Here is a 17,393-nt window from a genome sequence, read left to right as displayed (position 1 = left end):
AGAGAGGAGCACGACGATGAGCACCTGCAGCACCGGCCCGGACTTTTCATCCGGCTTCCCGGCCTTCATCTCGGCCGGCGACATCCTCACCGATCTCGTGCGCACCCCCGCGCCCGAGGGCACGCCGCACGCTTCGCAACCCGGCACACCGGGCACGGACTCGCACTGGCGCGCGCATCCTGGCGGCGCGGGCTGGAACGTCGCGCGCGCGGTCGCGCGCCTCGGGCTGCCCACGGCGAGCGTGGGTGCGCTCGGCGTCGACAACTTCTCGGACGAACTCTGGAACGCGAGCGTGGCCGCCGGTCTCGACATGCGCTTCATGCAGCGCGTGGAGCGCGCACCGCTGCTCGCGATCGTGCATCAGACGCATCCGCCCGCGTACTACTTCATTGGCGAGCACAGCGCCGACCTCGCCTTCGATCCCGCGAAACTGCCCGAAGGCTGGCGCGCGCACGCGAAGTGGGCGCACTTCGGCTGCATCAGCCTCGTGCGCCAGCCGCTCGGCGAAACGCTCGCCACGCTCGCCGCCGAGCTGCGCGCGGCTGGCGTGAAGATCAGCTTCGATCCGAACTACCGCAACCTCATGGCGCACGGCTACGAGCCGATCCTGCGCCGCATGGCCGCGCTCGCCGATCTCATCAAGGTGTCCGACGAAGACCTGCGCATGCTGTTCGCCGGCAAGAGCGAGGCCGAGGCCATCGAAGCCGTGCGCGCGCTCAATCCGGCCGCCACCCTGCTCGTCACGCGCGGCGCGCAGCCGGCCACGCTCTACGTGGGCGACGAGGTGATCGAGGCGGCGCCGCCGCGCGTCGAAGTGGCCGATACGGTGGGAGCGGGCGACGCGTCCATCGGCGGGCTGCTGTTCAGCCTCATGAGCGCGCCGCAGCGCGACTGGCGCCAGCATCTCGCTTTCGCGCTCGCCGCGGGCGCGGCCGCGTGCCGCCGGCCCGGCGCGCATTCGCCGACGCTCGACGAAGTCGTCGCGCTGCTCGCCGACTGAGGGCGCACGCGGCGCGTTGCGAGGACCCGGCGCGGGGCTGACACGAAAGCGCCGCGCCGCCGTCACATGCGTGTCCCGCAGCCGCGCGGGCAACGTGCTAGCATGGAATCTCCCTCTTGTTGCGGGCCGGGCGCGACGCTTGCGCGCCTTGATCCACGTGGCCCGTCGAGGGAAATTTCCTTCCACGAGGAGCACGTTATGGAAGACGTCAGCTACACCAAGGGGATCTACACGGCCGTCGCCTCAGTGCGGCCCATGAACGCCGGCCAGTACCAGGGCCTGGTCTCCCTGGCGCGCGACGACGGCGAGGAACTCGAAAACGCGGTCTATGAAGTCGAAGCCGCATCGGGCACGCCGGAAGAGGCTCTCGAAGAAGCCAAGGCGCTGGCGCATCGCATTCTCGGCGAACTCGAACTCTAAGTCGCTGCGGTGAGCCCAGTGCCCGCTCAGGGACTGCCGGCAGCGCTGCATGAGACGAGGTGCTGTGCATGGGGCCGCACGATGTGCGGTCGACGCTCTGCATGGGACCAGAGTAAGGCGCTGAAGCGCCAACTCGGGTCGACCGCTGTGCATGGGACCAGAGTAAGGCGCTAAAGCGCCAACTCTGGTCGACAGGAGGTTAGCCATGTCCGAACAGCTCTTTCTTTACGGCGTCTACGCTATCCACGTCCATCCCCTCGAAATGCAGGGCGCTCGCTGGGACGCCGAGTATCAGATCACGCATCGCGACAAGGCCGTACAGCCGTGGGTCACGGTGGGCGGCAACGCGGGCTTCGACGCGCCCACGCAAGCCGTGGACGCCGCGCGCCGCCAGGCCATCGCCGACATCGAACACGGCGCAGGCATTCCGAAGCCGCACGGGTTTCCGTAAGCCCTGCACTCGCCGCCTACCCGCTTCTTCTCGCTCCCGCCCGCGCTGCGGGAGAGGCGTTAGCGCGCCGTCTGCGCATCGCGTCCCCATACCGTCTTGCGGTACGCTTGCCATGTCGCCTTGCCGCATGGCTTCGGCATGGCTACGCTCCCTTCCCCTCTTCAGAACCGCAGGAACACCATGACGCCCGAAACGCCGGAGCGCGTCGCGAACCAGGAAGCGGCCCACCAAGCCGAATCGGCACCGCACGATTCGCCGGGGGTGGACATGGCCGCCTGCAAGGCCGAAACGCCCAGCGGCGCGAAGCACGGCACGAGGCGCGGCAAGCCGCGCAAAATGATGGTGGCCTCGCGCGAGGTGCTCGTCTACGGCATGCCGCAGTCCTGGGGCGACTTCTATCACACCGCGCTCACCATGCGCTGGCCCACGTTCTTCGCGTCGCTCGCGGCCCTCTTCCTGCTCATGAACGGCGTGTTCGCATGCCTCTACCAGCTCGGCGCCGCGCCCATTGCCAACCAGTACCCGAATGGCTTTCTCGGCGCGTTCTTCTTCAGCGTGGAAACGCTCGCCACCGTCGGCTACGGCGACATGCATCCGCAAACGCTCTACGCGCACATCGTCGCCACACTGGAAATCTTCGTCGGTATGTCGGGTATCGCGTTGGCGACTGGCCTCGTATTTGCGCGCTTCTCGCGCCCGCGCGCGATGATCATGTTCGCGAGCCAGGTGGTGGTGCACCCCATCGAAGGCCGCATGACGCTGATGGCGCGCGCCGCCAACGCCCGCCAGAACGTGATCGCCGAAGCGGGCGCGAAGCTGCGGCTCATCCGCATCGAGACGTCGTCGGACGGCTTTCGCGCGCGGCGCATCCACGACCTCAAGCTCGTGCGCGACCAGCATCCGCTCTTCACGCTCGGCTGGAATCTCATGCACGTGATCGACGAGTCGAGCCCGCTCTACGGTGTCACGCCCGAAATGCTGGCCGAGCAGCACGCCACGCTGCATGTCGTGATCGAGGGCTCTGACGAATCGACCGCGCAGACCATGCAGGCGCGCTTTAGCTGGTCGGACCAGCAGATCCGCTGGGACCACCGGTACGTCGACCTGATTAGCGACGCCGACGGCGTGAGCACGATGGACTACACGCACTTTCACGATGTCGTGCCGTTCGACCGGGCGACGCCTTACGCACCCCGGATGATCTGACGGATTACCCCGAAGGCCGATCCAGACGGGATCGCGCAGGGACAGAGAAAATCTCTCTCCAAATTCGCCTGGCGCGGGCAGGCTCTCGCGCGAATAAGCGGCGGCGCCGGAGAGTTAGCAAAAAATTTCCGTCATTGGCGAGAAAAAATAGAGTCTCTTTCGCCGCCCTCAACCGCCATGCGAATGCAAAAAAACGGAGACTCCCCCCATGACCGCGCGCCCCGCGTTCGGCGACACGTCCTCGCCGCTTGATACGCCGCCCCTCGCCGATTACAGGCTCACCGACAACCTCACCGCCACGCGCGGCCGCATCTTCCTGACCGGCACCCAGGCGCTGATCCGCCTCGCGCTCATGCAGCGCGCGCTCGACCGCGCGCATGGCCTGAACACGGCAGGCTTCATCAGCGGCTATCGCGGCTCGCCGCTCGGCATGGTCGATCAGCAGGCGTGGAAGGCGAAGAAACTGCTCGAAGCCGCCGACGTGCGCTTTTTGCCCGCCATCAACGAGGAACTGGGCGGCACGGCCGTGCTCGGCACACAGCGCGTGGAAGCGGACCCCGAGCGCACCGTCGAAGGCGTGTTCGCGATGTGGTACGGCAAGGGCCCGGGCGTCGATCGCGCCGGCGACGCGCTCAAGCACGGCAACGCCTACGGCTCGTCGCCGCACGGCGGCGTGCTCGTGGTGGCCGGCGACGACCACGGCTGCGTGTCGTCGTCCATGCCGCATCAGAGCGACTTCGCGATGATGGCGTGGCACATGCCGGTCGTGAATCCGTCGAACATCGCGGACATGCTCGAATTCGGCCTGTATGGCTGGGCGCTCTCGCGCTACTCGGGCGCATGGGTGGGCTACAAGGCGATTTCGGAGACGGTAGAGTCGGGCTCGACCGTCGATCTCGATGCCATCAAAACCGGCTGGCAAGCGCCGGAGGGCTTCACCTCGCCGCCGGGCGGCCTGCACAACCGCTGGCCCGATCTGCCGAGTCTCGCCATCGAGCAGCGCCTGGCGGCCAAGCTCGACGCCGTGCGCCACTTCGCGCGCATGAACAGCATCGACAAGTGGATCGCGCCGAGCCCGCACGCGAACGTGGGCATCGTCACCTGCGGCAAGGCGCACCTGGACCTGATGGAAACGCTGCGCCGACTCGACCTCACCATCGAGGATCTGGATAAAGCCGGCGTGCGCATCTACAAGGTGGGCCTGTCGTTTCCGCTGGAGATGTCGCGCATCGACGCGTTCGTCTCGGGCCTCACCGATGTGCTCGTGATCGAGGAAAAAGGCCCCGTGATCGAGCAGCAGATCAAGGACCATCTCTACAACCGCAAGGAAGGCGCGCGCCCGACCGTGATCGGCAAACACGCCGAAGACGGCACGCTGCTGCTCTCCGAGCTTGGCGAGCTGCGCCCCTCGCGCATCCTGCCCGTGTTCGCCGCGTGGCTCGCGAAGCACCGGCCCGCGCTGGACCGCCGCGAACGCGTGGTCGATCTCGTCGCGCCGCAAATCCTCTCGAACGCCGCCGACGCCGTGCGCCGCACGCCCTACTTCTGCTCGGGCTGCCCGCACAACACGTCGACCAGGGTGCCCGAAGGCTCGATCGCGCAGGCCGGCATTGGCTGCCATTTCATGGCCTCGTGGATGGAGCGCGACACCACGGGCCTCATCCAGATGGGCGGCGAAGGCGTGGACTGGGCCGCGCACTCGATGTTCACGAAGATGCCGCACGTGTTCCAGAATCTCGGCGACGGCACCTACTTTCATTCAGGCATCCTCGCGATTCGCCAGGCCGTGGCGGCGAAGACCAACATCACCTACAAGATCCTCTACAACGACGCCGTGGCGATGACGGGCGGCCAGCCCGTGGACGGCAGCATCTCCGTGCCGCAGATCGCGCGCCAGGTGGAGGCCGAGGGCGTCTCGCGCTTCGTCGTGGTGAGCGACGAGCCCGAGAAGTACGACGGCCATCACGGCCTGTTCCCGAAGGGCACGACGTTCCATCACCGCAGCGAACTCGACACGGTGCAGCGCGAACTGCGCGAAACGCCGGGCGTGACCGTGCTGATCTACGATCAAACGTGCGCCGCCGAAAAGCGCCGCCGCCGCAAGAAAGGCGAATTCCCCGACCCGGACAAGCGCCTCTTCATCAACGAGGAAGTGTGCGAAGGCTGCGGCGACTGCGGCGTGCAGTCGAACTGTCTTTCGGTCGAACCCGTGGAAACGGAGCTGGGCCGCAAGCGCCGCATCGACCAGTCGTCGTGCAACAAGGACTATTCGTGCGTGAACGGCTTCTGCCCGAGCTTCGTGACCATCGAAGGCGGCAAGCTCAAGAAGGCTGCGGGGGCCGCGTTCGATCCGCAGGCGCTCGCCGCGCGCGTGAATGCGCTGCCCATTCCGGCCACGCATCTCGACAACGCGCCCTACGACATCCTCGTGACGGGCGTGGGCGGCACCGGTGTCGTGACCGTGGGCGCGCTCATCAGCATGGCCGCACATCTGGAAGGCAAGAGCGCCTCCGTGCTCGACTTCATGGGCTTCGCGCAGAAAGGCGGCGCGGTGCTCTCGTTCGTGCGCTTCGCGGCAACCGATGCGCTGCTCAACCAGGTGCGCATCGACACGCAGCAGGCCGACCTGCTGCTCGCCTGCGACATGGTGGTGGGCGCGAGCGCGGACGCACTGCAAACGGTGCGTCACGACCGCACGCGCATCGTCGTGAACACGCATGAGATTCCGAACGCGTCGTTCGTGCAGAACCCCGAAGCGAACCTGCACGCCGATGCGCTGCTCGCAAAGATGCGGCACGCGGCGACCAATGGGGCGAATGGGGCGAGAAGCGGCGCGACGCCAGCGCAGGATCCGCTCGCAGCATGCGATGCGCAAGCGCTCGCGCAACGCTATCTCGGCGATACGATCGGCGCGAACATCGTGATGCTCGGTTTTGCGTGGCAGCTTGGCCTCGTGCCCGTTTCGCTCGCGGCGCTCACGCGCGCCATCGAGCTGAACAACGTGGCCGTGCAGGCGAACCTGTTCGCGTTCTCCATCGGCCGCATGGCCGCCGCCGATCCCGCTGCGCTCAACGCACTCGACACGCAACGCGTGAGCGAGGCGAATGCGGCCGCGAAGGCCACGGCGCGCAAGCTCACGCAAACGCTCGACGAACTGATCGCCGAGCGCGAAGCGCGTCTCTCTGCTTATGGCGGCGCGAGCTACGTGAAGCGTTATCGCGCACTGGTCGACGCCGCGCGCAGCGCCGACAGGAGCGCAGACAAAGCGCTCGCGCGCGCCGTCGCGACCACGTTCTATCGGCTGCTTGCCGTGAAGGACGAATACGAAGTCGCGCGCCTGCACGCCGACCCGGCGTTCCGCGCGGCGCTCGAAGCGCAGTTCGAAGGCACGGCGGGCAGCGACTTCACCGTGAAGTTCAATCTCGCGCCGCCGCTCATCGCGCGTGAGAAGAACGGCCAGCCTCCACAAAAGATGCAGTTCGGCCAGTGGATGTGGCGTGCGTTTGGCCTGCTGAAGAAGGGCCGCAGCGTGCGCGGCACGTGGCTCGATCCGTTCGGCAAGACGCTGGAGCGCCGCATGGAGCGCGCACTCGCCGGCGATTATGAAGCGACGCTGCGCGGCGCATTCGCGAGCCTCACCGCCGAAAACGCCGACGACATCGCGCGGCTCGCCAGTCTGCATCAACGTGTGCGCGGCTACGGGCACGTGAAGCTTGCGAATCTCGCGGCAGTGAAACGCAGCGAGCGCGAACTGGCGGCGCGCCTTGCCATCGGCGTGAAGACGAGTGCGGCGGTGCAGGAAGCGCTCGCGTCGTTCAAGGGCGCGGGCGCGTTGCGCGGCATTCCGGTGGTGGTGGCGAAGTAAGGTGAAGTGAGGTCGGGAAGCGCGCGCCGTTTATTCGAATGGCGCGCGTTTTTTTATGGGTCAGGCGTCGAGCAGGTTGCGCACGCGCCGCACCTCGTTTTCGTCGACGGGAGCGAGTCCCTTACCGCCAACGCGCACGCCGGAGCCGAAGTGAACCGCGTGCACACGCGTCGCGCTCACGAAATCCGCAACGCGATCGACCGTCAGCCCAGCGCCCGCGAGTACCGTGCAATGCGTGTGCGCCGCGCGCTGCACGAGCGTTGCGATCTGCGCCTGCGCGTCCAGCACCGAAGGCTCGCCGCCCGAGGTGAGGACGTTCGTCACGGCGTCGAAACCGAGCAGCACGTCGAACGCTTCCTGCAGATCGCGCGCTTCGTCGAACGCGCGATGAAACGTGAGCGGCATGCCGTCGGCGGCGTCGATTGCGCGCTGCAGTCCGTCGCGATCCACTTCATGCGCAGGCGTGAGCATGCCGATCACGGCCGCATGCGCGCCCGCCAGCTTCGCGGCGCGCACGTCGCGCAACATCACCGCGTAATCGTTCGAATCGTAAATGAACGAGCGGCTGTGCGGCCGCACGATCACGTTCACGGGAATCGCCACCGCCGCGACCACGGCTTCGATCATGCCGATGCTCGGCGTGAGGCCGCCCTCGCCCATTGCGGTGACGAGTTCGAGACGGTCCGCGCCGCCGCGCGCGGCGGCTTGCGCATCGGCGAGCGTGGTTGCGATGACTTCCAGCAGGACCCGTTCATGTTGCATGTCGGCGCGCCATGTCGTGAGGAACGCGACATGATCGCAGATGCCCGCCTACTCGAACCAGTCGATGTCGCCGCACAGCACGCACAGGCGCTCGCCCACCTGCACCGCCATCGAAAGCGTCAGGCACGGCAGCGCCTCGTTGATCGACAGATACGGTCCCGTCACATGCACGCGCCCCGGCGTGACGAGCGCCGTGCGGAAATACGGCCTGCGCAGCCAGCTCGCGCCTTGCGCGTCTTCCAGCGGCAAAAAGCGCGCATCGCGTTCCGCGCGATCGACGCGCAGCACCACGTTGCGGCCCGCCTGCCTGCCGTTCGAATCGAGCAGATAGCAGCGCGCCGCGTGATCGAGCGCGAGGAAGTTCCAGCAGACCTCCTCCATCGATTCTCCAGCCGAAAGGCGTTCGGCCGCGCGCTCGAACGCGCGCAGATAGGGCGCAAGGCGATTCGTCTCGCCGCGCTCGCGCGTTTCGGTTTGCTGGCGAAAACGCTCCGTCGCCTCGGCAATCACGCCCTGGACCTGTGCCGCGTCGGTGAGGCCGGGCGCGGGCCGCGCGAAGAAGAAGCCCTGCACGAAGTCCGCGTTGCACGCGAGCGCGAGCTGCGCCTCGTGCTCCGTCTCCACACCCTCGATCAGCACGAGCTTGCCCGCGTCGTGCAGCAGCGCCACGAGCGCGGGCAGGGTCGCGGCCATGTCGGCGCGATGCTGCGCGTGCATGAGCATGATGCGGTCGAGCTTCACGATGTCGGGATTGAGTTGCCACACGCGGCCGATATCGACGTTGCCCGCGCCGAAGTCGTCGAGCGCGACGAGAAAGCCGCGCTCGCGAAACGTCGCCACGGCCTGTGCGAGGGCGTCGAGATCGGTCGCCTCGTCCTCCAGCACCTCCAGCACGACGCGCCGCGGCGCGATGTTCAGCCGCCGCAGGTTCGCGAGCAGCGCCGCCGAGTGATACGCCTCGATCAGCGTGCCCGGATGCACGTTGAGAAAGAGCCACTCGCGCTCCGCGCCGAGCAGCGCGAAGTTCTCCAGATGCAGTCCCTGGGCGAGCCGGTCCATCAGCAGCGCTTCGCCCACGCGCGCGGCGTCGCCAAACACGTCGAGCGGCGAGACCGGGCGGTCGAGCGGATCGTGCGCGCGCAGCAGCCCTTCGTAGCCCACCGCACGCATGTGCGAGAGGCTGAACACCGGCTGGAACACGCTCGTGAGCGTGAGGTCGCCGTGGTGTGCGCTGTAGCGCTGCAGCCCCGAGGTGACGCTGAGATCGAAGCCGTGAGGAGCCACGGCTGTTTTGTCCTGTTGCTCTGTGATCATGCCATCCTCTAGCGCGTAGGAAGAACGCTGCAGTCCGCACAGCCTCTGCACGGCCCGCGCTTTCCTCCATAGCCTGATTTTCGTTGCGTCAGAGTAGGGGTCAAGCAAGGTCCGTGCTCGCTCGCACTGCGATCTGGCACGCATCAGGAAATGCGTTCGCGCCCATCGCGTGCGCCGCGAAGGGGCACGCCATGCACCGCGCGAGACATCGCCCGGCGCACCGATATCGTGCGCCTTTCCACGCGCCTTTGCTTCGGTCGTGACGCCCATGTAGCGCCCATGTAGCGCACACGTAGCGGACACATGGCGGATACATCGCGGACAAATTGCCGCATTTTCGGCAAATATCGGCCTCACGCGCATTCGCGCTGCGCGCTTCGCGGCAGCTTACAGATGCGTCAGGCTAAACTGTCCCGCGACCGGCGCGCCCTCATTCATGCGCGCCAGAACGCCGTGCCGCACCGCGCGTGAAAAAGGGCGTCTGTCCCCTCTTCAACGCATCCCCCGCTGGTTCCGTTTCGCCCCGCTACGTTTTTCGATGGACATCCTCTTCACCGTTCTCATTCTGCTGCTTGCTGTCGCCGTGTCCGGCGTCGTCGCGCGCACCGTGCCCCTCAGGCTGCCATTGCCGCTCGTGCAGATCGGCATTGGCGCGCTGCTCACGTTTCCGCTCGTGAACCCGCACGTCACGTTCGATCCCGACATCTTCATGGCGCTGTTCATTCCGCCGCTGCTGTTCGCCGACGGCTGGCGCATGCCCAAGCGCGAGTTCTTCATGCAGCGCCGCGCGATCCTCATGCTCGCGCTCGGCCTCGTGCTGCTGACGGTCGTCGCCGTGGGCTACTTCGTGCACTGGCTCGTGCCGCAGATCTCGCTGCCCGTCGCCTTTGCGCTCGCCGCCGTGCTCTCGCCCACCGACGCGGTCGCGCTCTCGGGCATCGCCGGCAAGGACCGGATTCCCTCGCAGCTCATGCACATCCTCGAAGGCGAAGCGCTGATGAACGACGCTTCGGGCCTCGTCGCGCTCAAGTTCGCCGTGGCGGCCGCGCTTACCGGCTATTTTTCGCTGCGCGCGGCGGCGCTGAGCTTTGTCGTGATCGCGGCGGGCGGTCTCGCGCTGGGGGCCGCGATCGGCTGGCTCTTCAGCTTCGTTTCGGAGCGCTTTCTCAACATGACCGAAGAGGGCGACCCCGCGCCCGGCGTCGTGCTCACCTTGCTGATTCCGTTCGCCGCGTATCTGTTCGCCGAGCACCTCGAGGTGTCCGGCGTGCTCGCGGCCGTATCCGCCGGCATGACGATGAACTACACGAGCGTCGCGCACAAGGGCCCCGTGTCGACACGCGTGCGCGCATCGAGCACCTGGTCGATGATCGAGTTCGTCTTCAACGGCATGGTGTTCACGCTGCTCGGCCTGCAGTTCCCCGGCATTCTCGGCAAGGCGCTGCTCGACGCGCACCACACGAGCAACGTGCAGATGCTGCGCCTCATCGGCTATATCGCGGCCGTGCTCGTGGCGCTCTACGCCATGCGCTTCGGCTGGGTGTGGCTGCTGCGCTGGGTGGCGAGCCGCGGCGCGGCGCGCCATGGCGTGGCGAATGCGGTGCCGGGCCTGCGCACCGTGGCGATCACCACGGTGGCGGGCGTGCGCGGCGCGGTGACGCTCGCGGGCGTGCTCTCGCTGCCCGTGGCGCTCGCCGACGGCAGCCCGCTGCCGGGCCGCGACAGCGCCATTTTCATCGCGACGGGCGTGATCCTCGCCTCGCTGCTGGTGGCGATCGTGGGCCTGCCGCTCCTGCTGCGCGGCGTGCGGCGCGGCGCCCAGGGACCCCACGCGGCCGAGGAACGCCAGGCGCGCATCCAGGCGGCGCAAGCGGCCATCCGCGCCGTGGATGCGGTGCATGAAAAGATCAGCGAGGATCTCGACGAATCGCAGGCGGCCTACGCCGCCGATACGACCGCGCGCGTAATGGACGCCTACCGCCGCCGCCTCGCCTCGCTCGACGCCGACCGCGACCGCAGCGCGAATGCGCGCCGCTCGGACGCGCTGGAAATGGAGATGCGCCTCGCCGGCATGCGCGCCGAACGCGCGACGCTGCTCAAGCTGCGCAACCAGATGCAGATCAACGACGAAACGCTGGCGAAGCTGATGCGCGAAGTCGATCTCTCGGAAACGGCGATGACGTCGCGCGGACGCAATCGCGACTGAGCGCGCGCTTCGTGCAGAGCGGAAAAGCGGCAGAGGGAAAACGCGGCGCCGAAGACCGGCGCCGCATGTCGCGACAAGGCGGTAAGTCGGTCAGGCGGCGAGGCTTAAACCGCCGCTTCCTGCGCCGGTTTGCGGCGCAGCAGCGCGTAGAGGATGATCGCGCCGAACGTGGCGGTGCCGATGCCGCCCAGCCCGAAGCCGCCGAGCTTGAGCGAGAAGTCGCCTGCGCCGAGCACGAGCGTGACCGCAGCGACGATCAGATTGCGGTTGTCCGAGAAGTCCACCTTGTTGACGACCCAGATACGCGCGCCCGTCACGGCGATCAGGCCGAACACGACGATCGAGACGCCGCCCAGCACCGGGCCCGGAATCGTCTGAATGACGGCGCCGAACTTCGGCGAGAAACCGAGCACGAGCGCGATGAGCGCGGCGATCACGAACACGAGTGTCGAGTAGATCTTCGTCACGGCCATCACGCCGATGTTTTCCGCGTAGGTCGTCACGCCCGTGCCGCCCGCGAAGCCCGAGACGATCGTGGCGAGGCCGTCGCCGATGAACGCCCGGCCCACGTAGCGGTCGAGGTTGTAGCCCGTCATCGCGGAAACCGCCTTGATGTGGCCGAGGTTCTCCGCCACCAGAATCACGGCGATCGGCACGAGCAGCGTCATGGCGTGCGGGTCGAACACCGGCGCGGTGAACTTCGGCATGCCGAACCAGGCGGCGTTCGCGACGATGGAAAAGTCCATCGGCTTGCCAAGGCCCATGCCGTTCGTGACGATCGCGTAGATCACATAGGCGATCAACAGGCCGACGAGAATCAGCAAACGCTGCAGCATGCCGCGCGTGAACACGGCCACGCCGCCCACGCAGAGCACGGTGACGATCGCCATCCACGAGTCGAAGATCGAGCCGCTCACGCCCTTCACCGCGATGGGCGCGAGATTCAGCCCGATCACGCAGACGATCGCGCCGGTCACCACGGGCGGCATGAGCGTTTCGATCCACTTCGTGCCGACGGCCGAGACGAGCAGGCCAATCAACGTATAAGCCACGCCGCACGCGACGATGCCGCCGAGCGCAACGGGAATGTTGGGATTGGGTCCCTGCCCGCCGTAGCCCGTCACGGCGATTACAAGGCCGATGAACGCGAAGCTCGAACCGAGATAGCTCGGCACGCGCCCGCCCACCACCACGAAGAACAGCAGCGTGCCGATACCCGACATGAAAATGCACAGGTTCGGGTCGAAGCCCATGAGCAACGGCGCGAGCACGGTCGAGCCGAACATGGCGACGACGTGCTGCACGCCCATGGCGAACATCTGCGGCCAGGGCAGGCGTTCGTCGGGGGCCACGACGCCGCGGGCGTTACCCGTCTGCGCGCGCCAGCGGGGGAAATAGGAGTCGGACATGGGTTCCTCTTGTCGGCGTGATTGGCGATTGGGTTGTGGTTTTGATTGTTGGCGCGCACGCATCGATGCAACGGCCGCCCTTGATGCAGGTCAGGCGGGAGTGTACGGAGCCGCAATCGGCGTGGCAAGCCGGATGTCGGGCGTCCGAAACAACCGCGACGGCCTTCGATAGGCGTGATCAAGTCAGTGCCGAATGGAGTTTAAGACTGCTCCTATATTGAGGACGGGATGCCGGATCTAGACTGCCCTTGCTGCGTGACGCTCGCAAGAGTTCATGCAGAGCTTGTAAGTTGTCGCTCTCCGACTTTCCCGCTCCGGCTCCCCGCTGGAGCGGTTTTTTTTTGCCCACGCTATTTGCGCCTTCACGCTTTCAGGCGAATGCGGATTCCGCCAGTTCCCGCGCGTAATCGCGCACGTCTACCGGCCAGGGCGCATTCGCCGCCTCGAAGCGGCTGCGCTCGCCCGCGTAAAGCGCGCGCAGCGCCTCCTCGTAATCCGGCAGATTGCCGGCCAGGGCAGTCATGAAGCGGTGCGCGGCTTCCTGCGCCGCGCGCACGCGTTCGCGCGCCTCGCTCGCGTGGCGCGCGGCATCCACGAGGCGGCGCAACACCACCGAGGCCCCGCCCGGCTGCGCGCCAAGCCAGTCCCAGTGGCGCGGCAACAGCGTCACCTCGCGCGCCACCACGCCAAGCTTCGGACGGCCGCGGCCGCGCGGTGCATCGTCCGGGGCTTGATCGTCGATGACGTTCGGCGCGGCTGCGCTTGCCGCGCGACTTGCCTGCGCGACGATGCGCGCCTCAATGTCCTTTTCCGTGCCGCGCAGATCGAACTCGACCGGACGCGCGTCGTGGTCGTCGAAGACCAGCACCGCCGCGCCGTTTTCGTTCCCTTCGCGCTCGAGTTCCGCCTTGACCGCCAGCGCCACCTGAAGCGGCGCGCCGCGCGCGATCAGGCGTGTGCCCGCAAATGCCGTACAGCCGTTCGCCACCACCATGGTTTTCTCCTTCTCGATATCCAGTGATGGGCGAATATTACCCGGGTAAATTATGGCGCGCAATATCATCCGGGTAAAATAGCATCATGAGCGGCCGGAGCGGCCTTCAAGATCAGCCGTCGCGCACGCCAACGATGGCGCGTGCCTCGATCCACGCTCGCCACTGGCCGCCGAAGTCGAAAGCCGGGTCGATGTCGAAGGCTTGTGCAAGCGCATCGTCAAGGGTGGCGCCGTCACGCAGCGCGAAAAAGGCCGCGTGGGCGGCGTGCGTGTGCACGAGCAGCGTGGGCCGCCATTGCGGCCGGACCACGAGCGCCCACGACGGCGCATCCACACGCTCAGGCCAGACGCCGTCCGGCTGGTGAGCCCGCCAGACCGCCACGGCATCGAAGCGCAAAGCGAGCGCGGCGCAGGCGGGATGCACGGCGAGACGCGATTGCGCAAGACGCGCCGCGCCGAGCGCTTGCCATTGCTGCGCGTCGAGCGGCGCGGCGTTCGCTGCGTAACCGGCCGCGTGCAGCGCCCATTCGACTCGCGCGACATCGCCGAAGTACGCATAACGTGCATCGGTCTCGTAACGCTCGACGAATTCGGGCAATTGCGCGCCGAAGCGGTTCAGATCCGCATCGCGCGAAGGATGCGCGCGCGCGTAGGCAAGCGCGAGTGCATCGAACCAGGTCTCGCCGCCCAAGGTCGCGAGCACCGGATACGCGTTCGCGAGCGCAAGCCGCCGCGCCGCGCGAGCATTGCCGCGATACAGGCCCATGCGCTCGTGCAGCAGCGCGGCATCGGCGGGAAGCAGCTCGCCGGTGAGCGCCGCATCGGCGGCGGGATCGTCCAGTGCGGCGGCGAAGGCTTCTTGCGCCGCTTCCAGCGTGTTGCGCACAATCATGAGCGCAGCTCCGTTACATCGCGTGCGGACTTCGCCAGGCGTTCGCGCGCAAGACGCGCCTCGTCGAGCAGCACCTCGAGCGCCGGCACCGCCGTGTCCCACTCGATGAGCGTGGGTGTCGCGCCAAAACGATCGAGCGCGGCCTCATAGAGCGACCAGACCGCCGGCGCGACGCGCGAACCGTGATCGTCGATCACGGCGGCGGGCGTTGCGCGATGCCCCGCCAGATGGATCTCGCCGACGATCTGCGGCGGCAGCGCGGCCATGGCCGCGAGTGCATCCTCGCCGTGGTTGCATTGATTCACGTACAGATTGTTCACGTCGAGAAGCACGCCGCAGCCCGTGCGCTGCGCGAGCGCCGCGAGGAATTCGGCTTCGCTGTAGGTATCGCCGCGAAATCGTACGTAGGTCGAAACATTTTCGATCAGCACGGTACGGCGCAGCGCGTCCTGCATCTGCGAGATGCGCGCGCTCAGATGATCGAGCGAGGCTTGCGTGAGCGGCATCGGCAGCAGATCGTGCAACGCGCCTTGCGCGCTCGCGCCCCAGCACAGATGCTCGGAGACGGCTGCGGGATCGATGCGCTCCACCAGCCGCGCGAGCCTCGCGAGATGCGCCGTATCGAGCGGCGCAGCCGAGCCTGGCCCGAGCCCCACGCCGTGCAGGCTCACCGGCAAATCGCGGCGCACGGTTTCGAGCACGTGCAGGTCGTAACCGCCAGCGCCAAAGTAGTTCTCGCTGTGGACTTCGATCCAGTCGACCGCGGGCGGCCCCGCCATGAAGGCATCGTAGTGCGCGTGACGCAGCCCGATGCCCACGCCACTGAGTCCGCCCGACGCGCCAATCTTGCGCGGCGCCTCAGCCGCGAGGCTCATTTTTCCGGCGTGCCGCCAAGCTTCTCGCACGTGCCCTTCGGCATGGTCTTGAAGTCGCCTTTGTCGTGGTCGACCTTGGCCTGGCCCGCGCAGTCGTGCACGCCGGTCTTGCTCGAACAATCGTTCTGGCCGGCCTTGGCTACGCCGTAGCAATTCACGGTGTCGGCCGCCTGGGCCACGCCCGCGCCGGCCGTCGCAAGACCCGCGAGTGCAGCAGCAATCAGCGCCTGGCGGCCGAGAGAGTTCTTCATGGCGTTTCTCCTTGAACTTTGAAATGGGTTTCGCAGGAAGCGATTGGGCTACGCAGCCGGCGCAACGCGCTGCCCCAAGCGCCCTATTTTGCCTCATCGGGCCGCGCCCGGCCTGGTCGAAGCGTCGGAGATCGACGGAATTATTGCGATCTCAGTAAAGATGTTTGCGGGATTACGGTATTTTTCTTTGAAGTGCACTGCAATAAAGTCTCATCAACGGTTCGAACAACATGATTGTTACGGATCGACAACATAATTTTCGGAGGTTGTTACCATGAAGAATCTGATTGCTGCTGCACTCGCTGCTACCGTCCTCGCCGCGCCGGCTCTCTCGTTCGCACAGGCCGAACAGCAGCCTGTGACGCGCGCTCAAGTTCGCGCCGAACTGGTCCAGCTGGAAAAGGCCGGCTACCGCCCGAATCTCGCGAGTCCGTACTATCCGGACGACCTGCAGGCTGCCGAGGCGCGCGTCGCTCAGCAGAACGGCGCAGCGCAAGCCTCGGCTTATGGCACTTCGACGAATGGCAGCGTCCAGTCCGGCACCCGCGCACCGAACATCAAGCCGACCTACTTCGGCCAGTAATCGCGGGTCGCGCGTAGTGCCTGTGCACGACGCGAGCCGCGCCAGGCGGGCCCGCTCTCCCGATTGAGAGAGAGCGGGCCCGCCGTCCATTTCTGCGCCGCGTACGCAACGCGCGGCGCAAAGGATGGCACGCCCACGCAATACCTCCGCCGCCGGAAGTCCGGTGGCTTTGCCCGGACTGCGGTCCGGGCCTTTTTCCTCTTTTCCTCTGGCGACGCATGCGGCCCGCTTTTTAGCGCGGGGCCGCGCGCGAACGCGGCGCGCTCGCAGGGTCTAGAAGCCGTGGGTGACGAGCGAGAGCACGGAAAGATCGGGGTGCGTGCCGTCGATGATGCTGCGGCCGACGTGGACCGCCTCATCGATGGCGTCCTGCTCGCTGCGCCAGGTTTCGCCGCCGTCCGCGTGGTAAGCGACCGTGTGGCCCGGCTTCGCGGGATTCGCGCCGGGATGGCAGACGTAGGCCGTGTAGGTGTAGCGGCTCGCGCCTTCTTCGGCTGGCGTGGCGCTGACGTGAATTTCGAAGCCTTCGTAGTCGACCTGATGCATCGCAAGCGGTTGAGCGCTCATCGTGACCTCCGGGTGCCGCGGGTCAGCGGCTGGCGGGCTATCCAGCCGATGGGTATGCGGCCGGACGTTCGGTATTGGGAAGTTTAGGCGATGGGTCCCAGGCGGGTGGCCTACTATTGCAGGGCGATCCACCACTCCGGGAGCTCAGACATGGCATCGAACACCGTCCGCCTGCATCGTGTGCTGCGCGCGCCGCCCGAGCGCATCTACCGCGCCTTTCTGGACGCCAGCGCCGTCGTGAAATGGCTGCCGCCCAACGGCTTCACCTGCACGGTTCACGAACTCGACGCGAAGGTCGGCGGCCGTTACCGGATGTCGTTCAGGAATTTCACGGCTGGCCACGGTCATTCGTTCGGCGGCGAATATCTCGAACTCGTGCCGAACGAGCGTTTGCGCTACACCGGTGTATTCGAGGACGGGCACCTGGCCGGCACCATGCAGACGACGGTGGAGCTGCGCGCGGTGTTCTTCGGCGCGGAAATGACCGTCGTGCAGGAAGGCATACCGGAGATCATTCCGGTCGAGGCATGTTATCTGGGCTGGCAGGAGTCGCTGGCATTGCTCGCGAAACTGGTCGAGGCCGAAATCAATCAGTAAA

16 protein-coding genes are annotated in these 17,393 nt (G+C 66.8%); 8 read left to right on the top strand and 8 right to left on the bottom strand.

Going from position 1 to position 17,393, the window contains the following annotated elements:
• The first annotated feature begins 16 nt into the window (after positions 1–16).
• From C7411_RS03695 to C7411_RS03675, 5 genes are all read left to right on the top strand, one after another.
• Positions 17–1,000 carry a carbohydrate kinase family protein gene (locus C7411_RS03695; RefSeq protein WP_110383085.1) on the top strand — a complete coding sequence of 328 codons (984 nt, stop codon included), beginning with the start codon at positions 17–19 and terminating at the stop codon, positions 998–1,000.
• Between the two features lie 198 nt (positions 1,001–1,198).
• Positions 1,199–1,420: a hypothetical protein gene (locus C7411_RS03690; protein WP_028201740.1), complete on the top strand. Its 222-nt coding sequence runs from the start codon at positions 1,199–1,201 to the stop codon at positions 1,418–1,420.
• Positions 1,421–1,625: 205 nt separating this feature from the next.
• Positions 1,626–1,871: a hypothetical protein gene (locus C7411_RS03685; RefSeq protein ID WP_110383086.1), complete on the top strand. Its 246-nt coding sequence runs from the start codon at positions 1,626–1,628 to the stop codon at positions 1,869–1,871.
• 267 nt (positions 1,872–2,138) lie between these two features.
• Positions 2,139–3,077, top strand: coding sequence for an ion channel (locus C7411_RS03680; protein WP_110383305.1), 939 nt, complete (start codon positions 2,139–2,141; stop codon positions 3,075–3,077).
• A gap of 208 nt (positions 3,078–3,285) precedes the next feature.
• Entirely contained in the window at positions 3,286–6,942 is a 3,657-nt protein-coding gene (locus C7411_RS03675) for an indolepyruvate ferredoxin oxidoreductase family protein (RefSeq protein ID WP_110383087.1), read from the top strand.
• 60 nt (positions 6,943–7,002) lie between these two features.
• Here the strand turns inward: C7411_RS03675 and C7411_RS03670 are convergent, their stop codons facing one another.
• Together C7411_RS03670 and C7411_RS03665 are read right to left on the bottom strand one after the other, a co-directional pair.
• On the bottom strand, positions 7,003–7,704 hold the full coding sequence (locus tag C7411_RS03670; RefSeq protein ID WP_110383088.1) for a copper homeostasis protein CutC: 702 nt from the start codon (positions 7,702–7,704) through the stop codon (positions 7,003–7,005).
• A 48-nt stretch (positions 7,705–7,752) separates the two neighbouring features.
• Positions 7,753–9,018, bottom strand: a complete 1,266-nt coding sequence (locus tag C7411_RS03665; protein WP_110383089.1) for an EAL domain-containing protein — start codon at positions 9,016–9,018, stop codon at positions 7,753–7,755.
• Between the two features lie 538 nt (positions 9,019–9,556).
• On the opposite strand from C7411_RS03665, the gene C7411_RS03660 reads away from it, so the two are divergent.
• Positions 9,557–11,224, top strand: a complete 1,668-nt coding sequence (locus tag C7411_RS03660) for a Na+/H+ antiporter (protein ID WP_110383090.1) — start codon at positions 9,557–9,559, stop codon at positions 11,222–11,224.
• Positions 11,225–11,328: 104 nt separating this feature from the next.
• Here C7411_RS03660 and C7411_RS03655 read toward each other — a convergent pair whose 3' ends face one another.
• The 5 genes from C7411_RS03655 to C7411_RS03635 all read right to left on the bottom strand — a co-directional run bounded on the left by C7411_RS03655 (position 11,329) and on the right by C7411_RS03635 (position 15,645).
• Entirely contained in the window at positions 11,329–12,633 is a 1,305-nt protein-coding gene (locus tag C7411_RS03655) for a solute carrier family 23 protein (RefSeq protein ID WP_110383091.1), read from the bottom strand.
• 370 nt (positions 12,634–13,003) lie between these two features.
• Entirely contained in the window at positions 13,004–13,627 is a 624-nt protein-coding gene (locus C7411_RS03650; RefSeq protein WP_110383092.1) for a DUF2239 family protein, read from the bottom strand.
• A gap of 112 nt (positions 13,628–13,739) precedes the next feature.
• The gene (locus C7411_RS03645) at positions 13,740–14,519 is read right to left on the bottom strand and encodes an HvfC/BufC family peptide modification chaperone (RefSeq protein WP_221206551.1); all 780 of its coding nucleotides are present in this window, start codon (positions 14,517–14,519) and stop codon (positions 13,740–13,742) included.
• On the bottom strand, positions 14,516–15,394 hold the full coding sequence (gene bufB, locus C7411_RS03640; RefSeq protein WP_110383093.1) for an MNIO family bufferin maturase: 879 nt from the start codon (positions 15,392–15,394) through the stop codon (positions 14,516–14,518). The genes C7411_RS03645 and bufB overlap by 4 nt, the downstream gene beginning before the upstream one ends.
• Positions 15,391–15,645 carry a BufA1 family periplasmic bufferin-type metallophore gene (locus tag C7411_RS03635; RefSeq protein WP_110383094.1) on the bottom strand — a complete coding sequence of 85 codons (255 nt, stop codon included), beginning with the start codon at positions 15,643–15,645 and terminating at the stop codon, positions 15,391–15,393. Before C7411_RS03635 ends, bufB begins: the two co-directional genes overlap by 4 nt.
• Positions 15,646–15,919: 274 nt before the next feature.
• Between C7411_RS03635 and C7411_RS03630 the strand changes: the two genes are divergently transcribed.
• Positions 15,920–16,228 (top strand): DUF4148 domain-containing protein, encoded by a 309-nt coding sequence (locus tag C7411_RS03630; RefSeq protein ID WP_110383095.1) that lies wholly within the window; start codon positions 15,920–15,922, stop codon positions 16,226–16,228.
• Positions 16,229–16,501: 273 nt separating this feature from the next.
• Here the strand turns inward: C7411_RS03630 and C7411_RS03625 are convergent, their stop codons facing one another.
• The gene (locus C7411_RS03625; protein WP_110383096.1) at positions 16,502–16,795 is read right to left on the bottom strand and encodes a hypothetical protein; all 294 of its coding nucleotides are present in this window, start codon (positions 16,793–16,795) and stop codon (positions 16,502–16,504) included.
• Positions 16,796–16,945: 150 nt separating this feature from the next.
• Between C7411_RS03625 and C7411_RS03620 the strand changes: the two genes are divergently transcribed.
• Positions 16,946–17,392: an SRPBCC family protein gene (locus C7411_RS03620; RefSeq protein WP_110383097.1), complete on the top strand. Its 447-nt coding sequence runs from the start codon at positions 16,946–16,948 to the stop codon at positions 17,390–17,392.
• The last annotated feature ends 1 nt before the right edge of the window (position 17,393 follow it).

Source organism: Paraburkholderia silvatlantica, assembly GCF_003096715.1.
GTDB lineage: Bacteria > Pseudomonadota > Gammaproteobacteria > Burkholderiales > Burkholderiaceae > Paraburkholderia > Paraburkholderia silvatlantica.
The sequence above is the reverse complement of the archived record's forward strand: the minus strand, read 5'-3'. Positions and strand labels throughout refer to the sequence as shown.